15 protein-coding genes are annotated in these 15,286 nt (G+C 74.7%); 9 read left to right on the top strand and 6 right to left on the bottom strand.

The features are described 5' to 3' along the window. The first annotated feature begins 106 nt into the window (after positions 1-106). Both OO63_RS13795 and OO63_RS13790 read left to right on the top strand, forming a co-directional pair. Positions 107-940 carry an ABC transporter permease gene (locus OO63_RS13795; protein ID WP_030357367.1) on the top strand — a complete coding sequence of 278 codons (834 nt, stop codon included), beginning with the start codon at positions 107-109 and terminating at the stop codon, positions 938-940. Between the two features lie 10 nt (positions 941-950). Beyond that, positions 951-1,442, top strand: coding sequence for a glutathione peroxidase (locus OO63_RS13790; protein ID WP_030357368.1), 492 nt, complete (start codon positions 951-953; stop codon positions 1,440-1,442). Between the two features lie 15 nt (positions 1,443-1,457). Here the strand turns inward: OO63_RS13790 and OO63_RS13785 are convergent, their stop codons facing one another. The 3 genes from OO63_RS13785 to OO63_RS13775 all read right to left on the bottom strand — a co-directional run bounded on the left by OO63_RS13785 (position 1,458) and on the right by OO63_RS13775 (position 3,716). After that, on the bottom strand, positions 1,458-2,090 hold the full coding sequence (locus tag OO63_RS13785; RefSeq protein WP_030357369.1) for a GNAT family N-acetyltransferase: 633 nt from the start codon (positions 2,088-2,090) through the stop codon (positions 1,458-1,460). Between the two features lie 191 nt (positions 2,091-2,281). Next, positions 2,282-2,875: a cupin domain-containing protein gene (locus tag OO63_RS13780; RefSeq protein ID WP_030357370.1), complete on the bottom strand. Its 594-nt coding sequence runs from the start codon at positions 2,873-2,875 to the stop codon at positions 2,282-2,284. A 46-nt stretch (positions 2,876-2,921) separates the two neighbouring features. Beyond that, on the bottom strand, positions 2,922-3,716 hold the full coding sequence (locus OO63_RS13775) for an AraC family transcriptional regulator (protein ID WP_397622150.1): 795 nt from the start codon (positions 3,714-3,716) through the stop codon (positions 2,922-2,924). Positions 3,717-3,850: 134 nt separating this feature from the next. Here OO63_RS13775 and OO63_RS13770 point away from each other — a divergent pair, with 134 nt between their 5' ends. The 4 genes from OO63_RS13770 (at position 3,851) to OO63_RS13755 (ending at position 8,206) form a co-directional block, all read left to right on the top strand. After that, positions 3,851-5,191, top strand: coding sequence for an MFS transporter (locus OO63_RS13770; protein WP_078619118.1), 1,341 nt, complete (start codon positions 3,851-3,853; stop codon positions 5,189-5,191). 208 nt (positions 5,192-5,399) lie between these two features. Then, a complete protein-coding gene (locus tag OO63_RS13765; RefSeq protein WP_234311089.1) occupies positions 5,400-5,864 on the top strand; it encodes a GNAT family N-acetyltransferase in 465 nt (154 codons plus the stop codon). A 126-nt stretch (positions 5,865-5,990) separates the two neighbouring features. Further along, the gene (locus OO63_RS13760; RefSeq protein WP_051810836.1) at positions 5,991-7,196 is read left to right on the top strand and encodes a D-alanyl-D-alanine carboxypeptidase family protein; all 1,206 of its coding nucleotides are present in this window, start codon (positions 5,991-5,993) and stop codon (positions 7,194-7,196) included. Continuing rightward, positions 7,193-8,206 (top strand): Gfo/Idh/MocA family protein, encoded by a 1,014-nt coding sequence (locus tag OO63_RS13755; RefSeq protein ID WP_030357375.1) that lies wholly within the window; start codon positions 7,193-7,195, stop codon positions 8,204-8,206. The genes OO63_RS13760 and OO63_RS13755 overlap by 4 nt, the downstream gene beginning before the upstream one ends. A 7-nt stretch (positions 8,207-8,213) precedes the next feature. On the opposite strand, the gene OO63_RS13750 is transcribed toward OO63_RS13755, so the two are convergent. Further along, on the bottom strand, positions 8,214-8,936 hold the full coding sequence (locus OO63_RS13750) for a siderophore-interacting protein (RefSeq protein ID WP_030357376.1): 723 nt from the start codon (positions 8,934-8,936) through the stop codon (positions 8,214-8,216). Between the two features lie 96 nt (positions 8,937-9,032). Continuing rightward, on the bottom strand, positions 9,033-9,446 hold the full coding sequence (locus OO63_RS13745; RefSeq protein WP_030357377.1) for an SsgA family sporulation/cell division regulator: 414 nt from the start codon (positions 9,444-9,446) through the stop codon (positions 9,033-9,035). Between the two features lie 181 nt (positions 9,447-9,627). Here OO63_RS13745 and OO63_RS47375 point away from each other — a divergent pair, with 181 nt between their 5' ends. From OO63_RS47375 to OO63_RS13730, 3 genes are all read left to right on the top strand, one after another. Continuing rightward, the gene (locus tag OO63_RS47375; RefSeq protein WP_063750403.1) at positions 9,628-11,376 is read left to right on the top strand and encodes a sigma factor; all 1,749 of its coding nucleotides are present in this window, start codon (positions 9,628-9,630) and stop codon (positions 11,374-11,376) included. Positions 11,377-11,485: 109 nt separating this feature from the next. Then, entirely contained in the window at positions 11,486-12,802 is a 1,317-nt protein-coding gene (locus OO63_RS13735) for a carboxyl transferase domain-containing protein (protein WP_030357379.1), read from the top strand. A 170-nt stretch (positions 12,803-12,972) separates the two neighbouring features. Next, positions 12,973-14,511, top strand: a complete 1,539-nt coding sequence (locus OO63_RS13730) for an ATP-dependent DNA ligase (RefSeq protein ID WP_030357380.1) — start codon at positions 12,973-12,975, stop codon at positions 14,509-14,511. Positions 14,512-14,553: 42 nt separating this feature from the next. On the opposite strand, the gene OO63_RS13725 is transcribed toward OO63_RS13730, so the two are convergent. Then, complete coding sequence (locus tag OO63_RS13725) at positions 14,554-15,072, bottom strand: DUF3592 domain-containing protein (protein WP_030357381.1); 519 nt, start codon at positions 15,070-15,072, stop codon at positions 14,554-14,556. Positions 15,073-15,286 lie beyond the last annotated feature (214 nt).

Genomic DNA, 15,286 nt, shown 5'->3' with positions numbered 1-15,286 from the left:
GCCGTGCCTTCACCAGCACTGCCATGACCCGTCCCGTGTCTCCGCAACGGCCCCGCTACCAGGCCATATACCCGGCCAAAGAGGAACGCAGCACTAGGGTGAGGACGTGCGTGAAATCGCTGCTCAGACCCTGCTGCCCGTGAACGTGACGCTCGCGGTCGTCCTGGTCGTGCTGCTGCTCGCCGCGGCGACGGTGGCCGCCGTGTTCCGGCTCTCGCCGGACGGGTCGCGGGGGCGGGCCCGGGAGATGGCGGTGGCGGGGGTGCGGGCGACGGCGCAACTCGCCGCGGTGTCGCTCGTCATCGGCTGGGTGGTCCACCACACGGCGGCGCTGTTCGGCTTCCTGCTCCTGATGTTCGCCGTCGCCACCCGCACGGCCGGGCGGCGCATCACCCCGAACGGCACCTGGTGGTGGGCGGCCGTGCCCATCGCGGCGCCGGTCGTGCCGGTCGTCGCCGCCCTCACCCTCGCGGGCCTCGTCCCCGTCCGCGGCATCGCGATGATCCCCGTGACCGGCATCCTCATCGGCGGCGCGCTCACCGCGACGGTCCTCGGGGGCCGCCGCGCCCTGGACGAACTGCGCACCCGCACCGGCGAGTTCGAGGCGGGCCTCGCCATCGGCCTGCTCGCGCGCGACGCCCGCCTCGAAGTGATCCGCCCGGCCGCGTCCGACGCGCTCCTGCCGGGCCTCGACCAGACCCGCACCGTCGGCCTCGTCACGCTGCCCGGCGCGTTCGTCGGCATGCTCCTCGGCGGCGCGTCGCCGGTGCAGGCGGGCGCCGTGCAGCTCTTCGTCCTGATCGCCCTGATGGCCGTGCAGGCGCTGGCCGTGGCCCTGACCGTCGAGCTGGTCGCGTACGGGAAGCTGCACCGGGACCCGCCCCAGGACGCCTCCGGGACGCCCGGTGCCGCCGCGTCCGGCCGCACCGCCGACGCGTAGGCTCCGCCTCATGTCTGTTTACGACGCAGTAGAGATCGACACCCTCCAGGGCGGCCCGGCGGACCTGTCCCAGTACCTGGGCAAGGCCGTCCTCATCGTCAACGTCGCCTCCAAGTGCGGGCTGACCCCGCAGTACGCGGGCCTGGAGCGCCTCCACGAGACGTACGCCGCGCGCGGCTTCACCGTCCTCGGCGTGCCCTGCAACCAGTTCATGGGCCAGGAGCCCGGCACGTCCGAGGAGATCGCCGAGTTCTGCTCGGCGACGTACGGCGTGACCTTCCCCCTGACGGAGAAGGTCGACGTCAACGGCGACGGACGGCACGCGCTGTACCAGCGTCTGGTGCCGACGGCGGACGCCGAGGGCCACACCGGGGACGTGCGCTGGAACTTCGAGAAGTTCCTCGTCGACGGCTCGGGCAAGGTCGTCGCCCGCTTCTCCCCGCAGACGGAGCCGGACGCCCCGGAGGTCGTCTCCGCGATCGAGGCGAACCTCCCCGCCTGACGCGCCCGCGCCTCCTCAGGGCCGGTACACGCACTCCGTCAGCGGCGTGCTGAGCCGCCAGCCCAGCGATTCGTACAGCGCGCGCCCGTCGTCGGTCGCGCCCAGGACGCCCACCCCCGCCCCGCGCGCCAGCGCCTCGTCGGCGAGCGTACGCATGACGAAGCCACCGAGGCCGCGGCGGCGGTGGGCCTCCTGGGTCACGACGCGGTCCACGACGCCCGCCCGCCCGATGACGGCCATCTGGCCCCGGGCCGCGAGTTCACCGGCGGAGTCGTGCACGCGCACGAAGGTCACGCCGCCGTCCTGCTCGACCGACGCGGCGTAGCCGTCGGGCGCCACCGGCTCCGTGCGCCGGAGCCCGGCCGTCATCAAGTGGCCCGACTCCTCCTCGTCGACGACCCAGCCCTCGGGGAGCCACGGCTGCGCGTCGCACGGCTCCCCGGGAAACTTCAGCCAGGTGTACGGCGCCTCGACGGAGGCGGCCGCCGCGCGCACCGTGGCCGGGCTCGGCTCGGGCAGCACGAGACGGCCCACCTCCTTCGGGTCGTCCACCTCCACGTACCACCCCCAGGGCAGCTCCGTCGGCCGGGGTGTCCGTCGTGACACGGCCCAGCCCGCCACCCAGGTCCTGACCAGTTCCGCGACCATGAGTCCCTCCCGGAACGGGCGCACGCCCGTCTCGCCTTGTGCGATAAATTGGACTGTAGTCCAGAATACTGTTCAGGACGAGAGGGTGGCGGCACGCTGCCGCACCCCGGCACGCACAGCGGAAAGCCCCACGGACGAGCGTCCGTGGGGCAGTTGGGCAGTTGGGCAGTTGGGCAGCGACAGGCACGGCCTCAGTAGAGGCTGGAGAACAGCACGACCACCATCTGCGCCGGTTCGTCGCCGTCGTTGCGGAAGGTGTGCGGATGCCCCGCCGACCACTGGATGCAGTCCCCGGCGCGCAGCGCATGGTCCACGCCGTTGTAGCGGGCCACGAGGGTGCCGCGGGTGACCATGACGAGGTCGGTGCCCTCGTGCTGGAGGTCCTCGGTGAGGCCGCTACCGGGGGCGAAGTCGCCGGTGACGACCTGGTATCCGAGCTCCGGTGAGCGCAGCACGCGGTAGACGACGCCGGGCGCCCGGTCCAGCGTCTCCTGTTCCTCCCTGGGGAAGACCGAGGGAGCGGCCCGGCCGCGGGAGAAGCCGAGGAACGAGCCGACGTCGTGGCCGAAGACCTTCGCGAGCCGGCCGAGCCGCTCCAGGGCGATGTCGGTCTCGCCGCGCTCCAGGGACGCCAGGAAGGAGACGGAGAGGCCGCACTCGGCGGCGACCTGACGCAGTGACATGCCCCGCTGGGTGCGCAGCCGGTGCAGCACCTCGCCGGGCGGCGGGAAGCCCAGCTCCGGATCCCGCGCGGAGGGACGGGTCGAGGGGTCCGGAGCAGCCATGACGGCATCCTAAGCACCCGCCGCGGCGCCCCGGACGGTGGCCGTGTCAGGGGCGGCGGTTGTGGGTGCCGGGCGTGTAGCCGAAGGACCTGCGGAAGACGTCGATGAACGCGCTCGGCGACGACCAGCCGCAGCGCCGCGCCACCGTGGTGACGGGCGTGTCGTCCGCGAGCATCCGCAGGGCGTGGTAGAGGCGCGACTGGGTGCGCCACTGCGGGAAGGTCATGCCCAGTTCGGCGCGGAAGAGGCGGCTGAGGGTGCGCTCGCCGACGCCGGTCGCGGCGCCGAGAGCGGCCAGCGTGCGGGGGTCCTCCGGGTGGTCGTGGACGAGGGCGCACACCGCGGCGAGGCGGGGGTCGGACGGGGTGGGGAGTTGCATCGGCGCCTGCGGGGACGCGCACAACTGGTCGAGCAGGACGGCCCGCAGACGGTGGCGTTCGGGGCCGGTGTCGGCGGGGTCCCGGGTGTACTCGATGATCAGCTCGCGCAGCAGCGGGCTCACGGAGAGGACGGTGGGCGCGTCCAGGCCCAGCGGGTTCTCGTCCGCGGGGAAGCCCACGAAGTACGCGTTCAGCCGGCCGTGGGCGCGATGGGCGTGGACGGTGCCTGCGGGCACCCAGATGGCGCGGGTCGCGGGCGCGAACCACGTACCGGCCTCGGTGGTGACGGCGACGACCCCGTTGCCCGGCAGCACGATCTGGTGGTCGTCGTGCCGGTGGGCGTCGATGCGCTGCCCGGCGGCCAGGGTCCGGACGTGGGTGGGGGCCTTGGGGGTGTGGCGGACGGCTTCCGGCACGGGCAGCGCACCTCCCCTTGGCGGATCATCGATACAAGCTGGCATTTTATCGGAAGCCCGACAGCGGGTGCCCTCGCGACGATCGACACGTGCCCACAGACAGGACCACGGTCCCACCCCGCCCTCGCCCCCGCTCCGCGCCGGAACGCCGCCCCGCCCGCAACAGACCCCTCACCCTCATGGCCCTCGGCCACGCCTGCGTGGACGTGTACCAGGGCTCGGTCGCCGCACTCGTGCCGTACTTCGTGGCCGAGCGGGCCTATTCGTACGCCGCCGCCTCCGGCATCGTCCTCGCCGCCTCGCTCCTGTCGTCCGTGGTGCAGCCTCTGTTCGGGGCGCTCACCGACAAGTGGGCGATGCCGTGGCTGCTTCCGGTGAGCACGCTGGTGGGCGGCGCCGGTGTCGCGCTCAGCGGCGTCGGCGGCTCGTACGCCCTCACTCTGGCGGTCGTCGCGGTCTCCGGGATCGGCGTCGCCGCGTACCACCCCGAGGCCGCCCGGGTGGCGCGCCTCGCGAGCCGGGGCAGCCACACGGCGATGGGGTGGTTCTCCCTCGGCGGCAACATCGGCTTCGCCACGGCCCCGTTGCTGGTGGCGGCCGTCGTCGCCACCGGCGGCCTGGGCGCGTCCCCGCTGCTCGTCGTCCCCGCCGTCGCGGGCGCGGCGCTGTGCGTGGCGGCGCTGCGGGCCCTGCGGGCGCCCGGCACCGCAACGGCTTCGACGCGGGGCGGGCACGCCGACGGCAGCGACGACTGGCCGTCGTTCCTCCGCCTGTCCGGTGCCGTGGTGTGCCGCTCGATCGTGTTCGTCGGGCTGAGCGCGTTCATCGCCCTGTACGTGCGCGAGCGCGCCTTCGGCTCGGAGTTCGCGGGGACGGCCGCCCTCTTCGTGCTCTACGTCGGCGGGGCGGTGGGCACGGTGGCCGGGGGGCGGCTCGCCACCCGCTACAGCCGGGTGCCGGTCGTGCGGTGGTCGTACGCGCTGAGTGTCCTCGCGGTCGCCGGAGTCGTCCTCGTCCCGGGCCCGGCGCTGTATCTCTTCGTCGCGCTCACGTCGGCGTGCCTGTACGTGCCCTTCTCCCTGCACATCACCCTCGGCCAGGACTATCTGCCCCGGCACATGGGCACCGCGAGCGGCGTCACGCTCGGCCTGACCGTCAGCGTCGGCGGCCTCGCGAGCCCTCTCGTCGGCGCCCTCGCCGACGCCACGTCCCTCCAGGTCGCGCTCGCCCCACTGATCGCCCTGCCCGCGGTCGGCTGGCTGCTGCTGCGCCCGCTGCGCGAGCCGTCGATGCCGGAGGCGGCGGCAGCCGCGGCCGAGGGGGCACCCGCCGGGGACGAGACGACGTCCGCCGAGGGCGAGGCAACGCCGGGGGGCGAGGCGACGTCCGCCGAGGCGGAGGCGGCGCCCGGCCAGAAGAAGGGAGCCGACACACCCGCGATCGAACTCCCTTGCTACGATCCGGCCACGCGTGCGCCTTCCGCGCGCGCCAACGACTGCCGCTCCGACGAGGGAGGTTGATGAATATGGCCTGCCAGGCCCTTCGTCAGCATGCCCTTGTCCGGGTCGCGCACGGACGGTGAGTCGCGGCCCGGTCGTCTGAATCGACCAGGATCTCCGCATGTCTTCTCCCACCTCTTCTCCCTCCCCCTTCCCCTCCCCTTCCCCTGCCTCTTCCTCTTCCCCTTGCTCCTCCGGGCCCGCCGGGGACCTGCTCACGGACCGGCTCGTGCTGCGCCCGTGGTCGCCGGACGAACTGGCCGCCGTCGTCGGCGGATCCCGCCGCGCCGACTGGGCGCCGGACTTCCCCGCCGAGGGCGACCGCGTCATCGCCGGTTTCCTCACCGAGCACCCGGAGGGCCTCACGCCCTACGGCCACCGGCTCGTGGCCGAGCGCGACAGCGGTCTGGTGGTCGGCTCGATCGGGCTGTTCTGGCCGCCGAGCGACGGTGCGATCGAGGTCGGGTACGGCATCGTCGCCTCGCGCCGGGGCCGGGGCTACGCCTCCGAAGCCACCCGCGCCCTGGCCCGGTTCGCCCTGACCGCACCCGGTGTGGACGCCGTGTACGCGAACGTGGAACTGTCCAACCCAGCCTCCGTCCGCGTCCTGGAGAAGGCCGGACTGCGGCGCCTGACCTCGGACGCGACGACGGCACGGTTCCGCGCCGTGGCCGCGGACTTCGCCCGGTCGTAGCCGTCCCACGGAGCCGGGGCCCGTGCGGGCCCCGGCTCCGCCCGGGCGGAGCAGTCCGACGGGGGCGTACATCCACCCGGGCCAAGCCGATCTGCGCAGTTGGGAGCCCGCTCCTACGGTGGCTGAATGGTCATCAGGTACCTTTCACGCCCGGTCCGGCGCGCCACCGCACTGCGCGCCACAGCCCTCGCCACCGGGGCCCTGGTCTGCCTCGCGGAACCGGCCGTCGGCGCCGAACCCGCGCCCCCGAAGCCGCCGCCCGCGTACTCCTCGTCCCTGCTCGACCGGCCCGGAACGCAGGTGCGTCCGGGACCCCGCACACCGGACCTGCCCCGCGGACTCACCGCCCTGTCCTGGGTGGTGTCCGACGCCCGGACGGGCGAAGTGCTCGCCGCGCACAACGCGCACCGCCGACTGCCGCCCGCCTCCACCCTCAAGTCCCTGTTCGCACTGACGGCGCTGCCCCGGCTGCACCCCGAGACGCGGCACACCGTCACCGGCCGCGAGCTGTCCCGCGTCGGCGGCGGCAGCAGCCTGGTGGGGGTCGCCGCGGGCCGCAGCTACCGGGTCTCCGACCTGTGGCGCGGGGTGTTCCTCAGCTCCGGCAACGACGCCGTCCATGTGCTCGCCGGGATGAACGGCGGCTGGGACCGCACCGTGCGGCAGATGCAGGCCAAGGCCCGCTCGCTCGGTGCCCGCGACACGCACGTGGTCTCGCCCGACGGCTACGACGCGCCGGGGCAGGTGTCGTCCGCGTACGACCTGGCGGTGTTCGGCCGGGCCGGGCTCGCCGATCCGCAGTTCGCCCGCTACTGCTCGACGGCCGTCGCGCGCTTCCCGGGCGGCAACTGGTCCTACCCCATCCAGAACACCAACCGTCTCCTCACCGGCGCCGACGGCGTGGCCCGCTACCCCGGCCTGATCGGCGTCAAGAACGGCTACACCAGCGGCGCGGGGAACACCCTGATCGCCGCCGCGCACCGGGGCGCGCGCACGGTCCTGGTGACGGTGATGAACCCGCAGCGGGGCGGCCACTCCGTGTACGAGGAGGCCAGGTCGCTGCTCGACTGGGGCTTCGCCGCGGCAGGGCGGGCGCGTCCGGTGGGCTCGCTGCTCCCCGCCAAGCCCCGCAAGGCCCCGGACCGGGTGCGCCGGACCGCGGCGGCCGCGATCGTGCCGCCCGCCGCGACCGACGACGGTTCCGCCTTGCCCGCCCTCGCCCTGGTCGGTGTCGGCTCGACCGCGCTGATCGCCGGGTGCGTGGTGATCGTGCGGCGGCGGGCGGCTACGGTGGCCCGACGCAGAGCGCTGGGAGGGGAGTTCTTGCCGTGAGCGAACCGTTGGGGGTGGCCGTGCTCGGCGCCGGTCACATGGGTGCCGACCATGTGCGGCGCCTCGCGCGGTCCGTCGCCGGGGCCCGCGTGGTGGCCGTGGCGGACCCGGACCGGGCGCGGGGCGAGGCGGCGGCCGCCGGGATCGAGGGCGTGCGCGTGCACGCCGACGCGCTCGCGGCCCTCGCCGAGCACGGGGTGGGGGCGGTCCTGGTGGCCTCGCCCGACCACGCGCACGAGGAGGCGCTGCTCGCGGCCCTCGCGCGCGGCCTGCCCGTGCTGTGCGAGAAGCCGCTCGCCGCCGACGCCCGTGCCGCGCTCCGCGTGGTCGAGGCGGAGGCACGCGGCGGGCGGCGGCTGATCCAGGTGGGGTTCATGCGCCGGTACGACACCGAGTACCGCGGGCTGAAGGCGCTGCTCGACAGCGGGAGCATCGGGCGGCCGCTGATGCTGCACTGCCGCCACCGCAATGTGTCCTCGCCCCCGCACTTCACCTCCGCGATGCTGATCAGCAGCTCGGTGTCGCACGAGATCGATGCGGCGCGCTGGCTGCTCGGCGACGAGGTCACCGCGGTGACCGTGCTCCGGCCGCGGCCGTCGGCGGCCGCCCCTGCCGGGCTCCAGGACCCGCAGCTGGTTCTCTTCGAGACCGCGGGCGGCGCCCTCGTGGACGTGGAGATCTTCGTCAACTGCGGGTTCGGCTACGAGGTCACGTGCGAGGCCGTCGGCGAGCGGGGCAGCGCCCGCATCGGCGACGAGCCCGCCATGGTGGTGCGGACGGCGGGCCGCGCCCTTCAGGACATCGCGCAGGACTACGTGGTGCGGTTCGCCGACGCCTACGACCGCGAGGTGCGGGAGTGGGTCGCCGGTGTCCGCGAGGGCCGCGTCGCGGGTCCGAGCGCGTGGGACGGGTACGCGGCAGCGGCCGTCACCGAGGCCGGGGTGCGGGCGCTCTCCGACGGCGCGCGGGTCGCGGTCGACCTCGCGGAGCGCCCCGCGCTCTACCGCTGAGGCCGCGTCAGGCCGGTCCTGGCCGCCAGTAGCCGAGCGCGTGCACGCGGTGGCGCGGCACGGCGAGCTCCTTGCGGGCGTACGCGGACAGGGACCTGGTCGTCGTCGTGTCGCAGGTGATCCACACGTACGCGTCCGGCTCCTCCTCGACGGCGGCCGCGAGCCCGGCCCTGGCCTCCCGGTCGACGCCGGTGCCGCGCTCGACCCAGTGGACGTCGTGGCGTGCGGGGTCGACGCGCAGGTCCAGGTCGCGGTCGTCGGCGTGCTGGGTCTCGAACCAGATCGTCGCGGGGGTGTCCGGCATCGCGCCGATGAGCGAGTTGATCGCGGGCAGCGCCGCCGCGTCGCCGACCACGAGCAGCCGGGACGGCGTCGGGGTCGGCACCTCGAAGCCGGTGCCCTGGACGGTCGCGTCGATGGTGTCGCCCGGTTCCGCCTTGCGCGCCCACTCGCTGGCAGGGCCGTCGTGCAGCGCGAACTCCAGGCTGAACGTGCCGGCCTCCCCGTCGGGGTCGACCAGCGTGTAGGCGCGCTGGTGCGGCTTGCCCGCGTTGTCGAACCACAGCCGCACCCACATCGTCGGGTGCACGCCGGTCGCCGCGAGCATGCCGCCGTCGGTGAGGTGAAGGCGGCGATAGTGCTCGGTCACCTCGTCGGCGCCGGTCACCGTGAATCGGAAGTCCTTGCCGCGCAGCAGCTTGAGGACGACGCCTTCCCAACCGTGGCCCACCCTGGTCCCCTCCCTGGAGAACACCCGATCAGACTTGATCGAGTTAGGGCAGCCTAACCTATCCCGCGCCGGGTCGACCCACCGCGTTCGCGCCGTTCACACCCCGCCGAGCAGCTTGGTGAGCCCCTGGTCCAGGTCCCCCGCCGCCTCCTCGCGGCCCGAGCCGACGACGGCGTACGAGCGCATCAGGAAGCGCCGCAGCGCGGCCCGGTCGAACTGCACCAGGGCCAGTCCGTGCGGCGCGTGGAACTCCAGGACGGTCCGCTCCCTGCCGCACGGCCAGATGTGCACGTCTCCCGTACCGGCCGGGGCCCCGAGCCCCTCCTCGAGCAGGCCGCGGGCGAAGATCCAGGTGACCTCGGCGCCGTCGAGGGACACCTCGGGCGGGAAGGTGACCTGCACCGCGAGCGGGTCGGACGCGGCGTAGCGCAGCGTCACGGGAATCGGCCGCTCGCGGCCCTCGGGGGTGATCAGACGGGCGCGGGCGGACTGTTCGAGCGTGACGGCCATGGTCGATCTCCACTTCTGCTGCTTCCTTGCCCTTTCGACCCCGCTGCGGGTGCCCGCATTACGGGAGTGCACAGAGAGATCTCTGTGACCTGCGCCACTCCCCTCTGATAAGTCGGACATTTCTGGCCTAGGCTTCCGAACTCGTCCCCATCCCCGCAGTGGGACAGGAGTGTGTCCTGCCATGTCAGACGTCCCAGCGGACGTTCCGTCCGACGTTCCCGCGGACTCCGCGCCCGGTGTCCCCGCCCAGGCGTCCGGCGCCGCGACCGCCGCGTACGCGCGCGTCTACGAGGCCGAGCACCCGCGGCTCGTGGCGTACGCCCGCTCCCTGACCGGCAGCGCCTGGATCGCCGACGACCTGGTCGCCGAGGCGCACTTCCGCGTCTGGCGGCGCCTCGCCGCCGGGCACGAGATCGAGAACGTACCGGCGTATCTCATGACGACCGTCCGGCACCTCGCGTCGTCCGCGGGGCGCGCCGCCGCGCGCGAGACCCCGCGCGACCCGCAGGACGCGGGCGCGGCCGAGACCCTCGACGTCACCACCGTCCCCGACGGCGGCGGCGACCCGGCGGCCCGCGTCTCCGCCGTCGACCTGCTCACGCGCGTGCTCGGCCAGCTGCCCGAGCGGTGGGTGAAGGCGCTGTGGCTCGCGGAGGCCGAGGGCCAGCCGCTGGAGGCGGTCGGGCGCGGCATCGGCGCCGGGAGCGGGGCCACGGCCGTGCTCCTGCACCGGGCGCGCGAGGGCATGCGGCAGGCGTTCCTGCGCGCCCACCCCGGTACGCCCGAGGACCCGGCGTGCGAGTCCCACTGGGACCGGATGCCCGCGCACATCCGCGGCGAGGCGTCCCCGCGCCAGTCCGAGACCCTCGTCGGCCACCTCGGCGGCTGCGCCGACTGCCGGACCCGGCTCGCCGTCCTCACCCGCGCCAACAACCGGCTCCCCGCCCTGGTGGGACCGGCCCTGCTGATCTTCGCGCTCGGCGGCGCGGGCAAGTTCCTGGTGCCGCTCGCGGCCGGGGCCGGTGCGGGTGCCGCGGCGTCCGCCGCCGGGTCCGGCTCGTCCGGGCAGGCGGGGCTGTTGCACGGCGTACGTCATGTCCTCACCGGGGGCGGGAAGCTGCCCGTCGCCGTGGCCGGAGCGATCGGCACGACGGCGACCGCGGCCGCCGTCGCCGCGGGCCTCGTCCTCAGCGGCGTCGGCACCGGCTCGGCCCCCGCGCGGGCCACGGCGGCGGAGAGCGGGAGCGCCCACGTGCCCCGGCCGTCGACCGCGCCGGGGAAGGCGGAGGCACCCGGGGGCGGGGGTGGGGCGGTGCCGCAGCCCAGGAGCGAGGGGGCGCCGGTGGCGCCGGCTCCGGACGCGGCGGCTCCCGATGCGGCGGCTCCCGATACGGTGGGTCCGCAGCCCCCGGCGGTGGCGCCGCCCGCGCCGGAGCAGCCCGTGCCACCCGTGCCGGTGATACCCGCGCCGCCGGGCGAGGCCGAGGCGCCCGCGCCGGATCCCGCGCCCGTCGTTCCGGGGCCCGTCGCCCCGGCACCGGAGCCCACCCAGCCGACGGAACCGGCCGAGCCGGAACCGACGCCTACGCCTACCGCCACGCCGACTCCGACACCGACTCCGACACCGAGTCCGACCCCCACGCCCACGCCCACGCCGACTCCGACACCGACTCCCACGCCCACACCGACACCAACCCCCACTCCGGTCGACCCCACCCCTACCCCCGTCGACCCCACGCCTACTCCCACGCCGACGCCGACTCCCCCACCCACTCCCACACCAACACCCACCCCCACACCCACGCCCGTTCCCACCCCCACGCCCACGGATCCGCCGCCCACCACGGACCCCGTCTGCCACTGGGTCGGGCCGATCCTCATCTGCTACCGGGGCCAGTGGGTCCTCGACGAAGCCGGGGCGAACAGGTAGGAGTCGAGGCGTGCCTGACACCTCCTCGAACACCCCGGAGTCCCCCGACGTACCGGAGTCCCCGCACGGCGCGGACTCCCCAGCATCCCGGCCCCGCACCCCCACCCGCATGTCCGCACGCGAGGCCATCGCCCTCGTGACGTCGGACTTCACCGAGCTCCCGTACCCGCACAGGGCCACCGGGCCGGACGGCCCGCTGGCGTGGGCGGGGTACGACGGCGCGCGGGCCGCCGCCACGGAACGTACCGGCGAGTCGGAGTCCGTGATCTGCGGGACGGCGACGGTCGCGGGCCGTCCGGCCGTGCTCGTCTCCTTCGAGTTCCGCTACCTGGGCGGTTCGCTCGGCGAGCGGACCGGGGACCGTCTGGAGGCGGCCTACGCGGCCGCCCGCGAGCACCGCATCCCCCTCGTCTCCCTCGTCGCGACCGGCGGCAGCCGCATGCAGGAAGGCATGGTCGCACTGCGCCAACTCCAGCGCGTGGCCGCCCAGTCGGCGCTGAACCGGGCGGCCGGGCTGCCGCAGCTCGCGGTGGTGCGCGACCCGACGACGGGTGGCGGCTGGGCGACGCTCGGCGCGGGTGCCGACGTCGTGCTCGCGCTGCCGGGAGCACAGGTCGGCTTCGCGGGCTCCCGGGTCAGGCCGCCGGACGCGGACCCGGCCGCGTACACGGCGGAGGGCCAGTTCGCGGCGGGCGCGGTCGACGCCGTCGTGGCGCCGGAGCGGCTTTCCGCACGCCTCGGGCACTGGCTGCGGCTGCTCACCACGCCCGCCGCCGGGGCGCCCGAGCCGCCGCGCGCCCTCGGGGACGCGGTGCCACCGGCGACCGGCTGGGACGCGGTACACCGCGCCCGCTCCCCCGAACGACCGCGCGCCGAGGCCTACTTGGACGCCTACTTCGACTCCCGCGAGCCGATCAGCGGGGACCGCTGCGGCGGCACGGACGACGGGATGCTGTGCGGCGTCGGGCTGCGCGCCGGGCGGGCCATCGCGTACGCGGCGCAGACCGGCACCCCCACCCGCCCCGCCGGATACCGCACCGCGGCCCGCCTCATCCGGCTGGCCGACCGCCTCTCCCTCCCCGTCCTCACCCTCATCGACACGCCCGGCGCCGCACATGACGCGGCGGCGGAGCGGGCGGGCGCGGGCGCGGCCATCGCCGACGTCTTCGCGGCCGTCGCCGCCGCCCGCGTCCCGCTCACGTCCCTCGTCGTGGGCGAGGGCGGCTCGGGCGGCGCACTCGCCCTCGCCGCACCGGCCAACACCTGGGCCACGCCTGACAGCTACTTCTCGGTGATCGCCCCAGAGGCCGCGGCGTCCATCCTCAAGCGCCCACCGGAGGAGGTCCCCGCGCTGGCGGGCGAGCTGCGACTACGCCCCCATGACCTGGTGGACCTGGGCGTCGTACGGGGCATCGTGCCGACGTAGGACGAGCGGAGCCGCAAACGGCGCGGACGCGGACCTAACCCATTGAAAAGCGGACCTAACCCACTGAAAACAAGACGGTCCGGCCCGGGACGGCGCGGGCGCAGGGCAGGCGCAACACCCACCACGTCCCACGCCATGCGGGATCACGCGCCGCATTGCAGGATGGCCGCATGCTGTTCGTCCGCGTCGCCGACGTGTCCAAGGGTGTGGCCGCGACATCGGCGCGGTCACGGAAGGTCGAGCTTCTGGCCGAGCTCTTCCGGTCTGCCGATCCTGACGACGTACCGCTCGTCATCCCGTACCTGGCCGGACGGCTCCCGCAGGGACGGATCGGAGTGGGCTGGAGCGCACTCAAGGAACCCGTCACCCCGGCGGCCGAGCCGACGCTCGCGGTCCGGGACGTGGACGCCGCCCTCACCGCCCTCGCAGGGGTGTCAGGCGCGGGCGCGCAGTCCGAACGGCGGCGGCTGGTGGAGGAGTTGATGGGTGCGGCCACCGCGGACGAGCAACGCTTCCTCTTCGGCCTGCTGACCGGCGAGGTGCGACAGGGGGCGCTGGACGCCCTGGCCGTGGAGGGCCTCGCCCGGGCGACGGGCGCGCCCGCCGCGGCGGTGCGGCGGGCGGTGATGCTCGCCGGGGAGACCGCGCCCGTGGCGCGGCGACTGCTGGCGCTCGGGCCGGACGCACTGGCGGAGTTCCGACTCACCGTGGGCCGACCGGTGCAGCCGATGCTGGCGCACGGCGCGGCGTCCGTGGGCGAGGGCATCGACAAGCTCGGCCCGTGCGCGGTCGAGGAGAAGCTGGACGGCATCCGGATCCAGGTGCACCGCGACGGCGCCCGCGTCCGGGCGTACACCCGCACACTCGACGACATCACCGACCGCCTGCCCGAACTGACCGCCGCTGTCGGTGAGTTGGCGGGAGAGCGCTTCATCCTCGACGGCGAGATGATCGCGCTCGGCGACGACGGTCGGCCGCGGTCCTTCCAGGACATCGCGGGCCGCGTCGGGTCACGCCTCGACGTGGCCGGCGCGGCCACCGAGCTGCCCCTGTCCGCCGTCTTCTTCGACGTCCTGTCCGTCGACGGCGACGACCTGCTCGACCTGCCGCTGCGGGAGCGGCACGCCTGGCTCGCGCGTCTTGTGCCCGAGCCGATGCGGGTGCGGCGCGCGGTCGTGGCGGACCCCGCCGACCAGGAGGCGCGCCGGGCCGCCGACACGTTCTTCGCCGACACGCTGGGGCGCGGCCACGAGGGCGTCGTCCTCAAGGGCCTGGACACCCCGTACAGCGCGGGCCGCCGAGGTTCCGCCTGGCTCAAGGTGAAGCCCGTGCACACCCTGGACCTCGTGGTCCTCGCCGCCGAGTGGGGCCACGGCAGGCGCACCGGGAAGCTGTCCAACCTGCACCTGGGCGCACGCCGTGACGACGGCACGTACGCGATGCTCGGCAAGACCTTCAAGGGCATGACCGACGTGATGCTGGCCTGGCAGACCGAGCGCCTGAGCGAACTCGCCGTCGAGGACGACGGGTTCACGGTCCGGGTCCGCCCGGAGCTGGTCGTGGAGATCGCCTACGATGGGCTGCAGCGCTCCACGCGCTATCCGGCGGGGGTGACGCTGCGGTTCGCGCGGGTGGTGCGGTACCGCGAGGACAAGTCGGCGGGGGACGCGGACACCGTGGAGACGGTGCTGGGGCGGTACGAGGGGTAGGGCGCGGCAGTCTGGGGACTTCCGCCCGCCCCGGGGGTGCCGTCAGCCGGTCCGGGGTGCGCCGTCGGCCGGTGCCGGGGACGCCGCGCCGGTGGGCCTGGGCTTGCGCCCGGCGGGGAACAGCACGCACACCCCGGCGGCCATCACGGCGAAGCCCGCGACCGACAGTGGGTTCCAGTCCGGCTCCAGGGCGCGCAGTTGGGCGGTGCTCAGCACGTCGGAGGTGTCGTCCGCGTGGTAGATCACCTCGATGGGGCGCCCTTCCTCCGCGTGCGGGAGCGACGGCGTGGTGGGCAGGTCGACGGTGACGGGAGCCTTCCCCGTCGGCCGGAAGCGCACGGTGACGCCACTGGTCCGGCCGTCCCCGTCGGTCCTGACGTCGACGGCCCTGCCCTCGACCGTCACCCCGTGCTGGTACAGCCTGGTCACCCGCGAGTGCCCGCTGTACCCGAACAGCGTGACGACGATCGAACCGCCGACGATCAGCAGCGCCGCGAGCCAGAACAGCTTGACGCCCCGGCTCACCACCGGGGCCGGAGTCTGCGTGGTCGAGTGGGTCATGCGCCCAGCGTGACCGGTGGTCGTGGCGGTGGCGTGACGTCCGTGTCCGGGATGCGCCACAGTCGGGGCGGCCGGGGAGCGCCTCGAAACTCGGCGTTGCACGCCACCAGGTTCCAGCGCCCGTCGACGACGTAGGCCATCGAGCCGATCACCCCCTCGACAACCGTCCGCCACGCCATGTGCATCGCCGTCCACCCCTCCGCGCCCGTCTAGC

The organism is Streptomyces alboflavus, from assembly GCF_000716675.1.
In the GTDB taxonomy this organism is placed as follows: Bacteria; Actinomycetota; Actinomycetes; order Streptomycetales; family Streptomycetaceae; genus Streptomyces; species Streptomyces alboflavus.
This window is presented reverse-complemented; position numbering and strand designations above follow the sequence as displayed.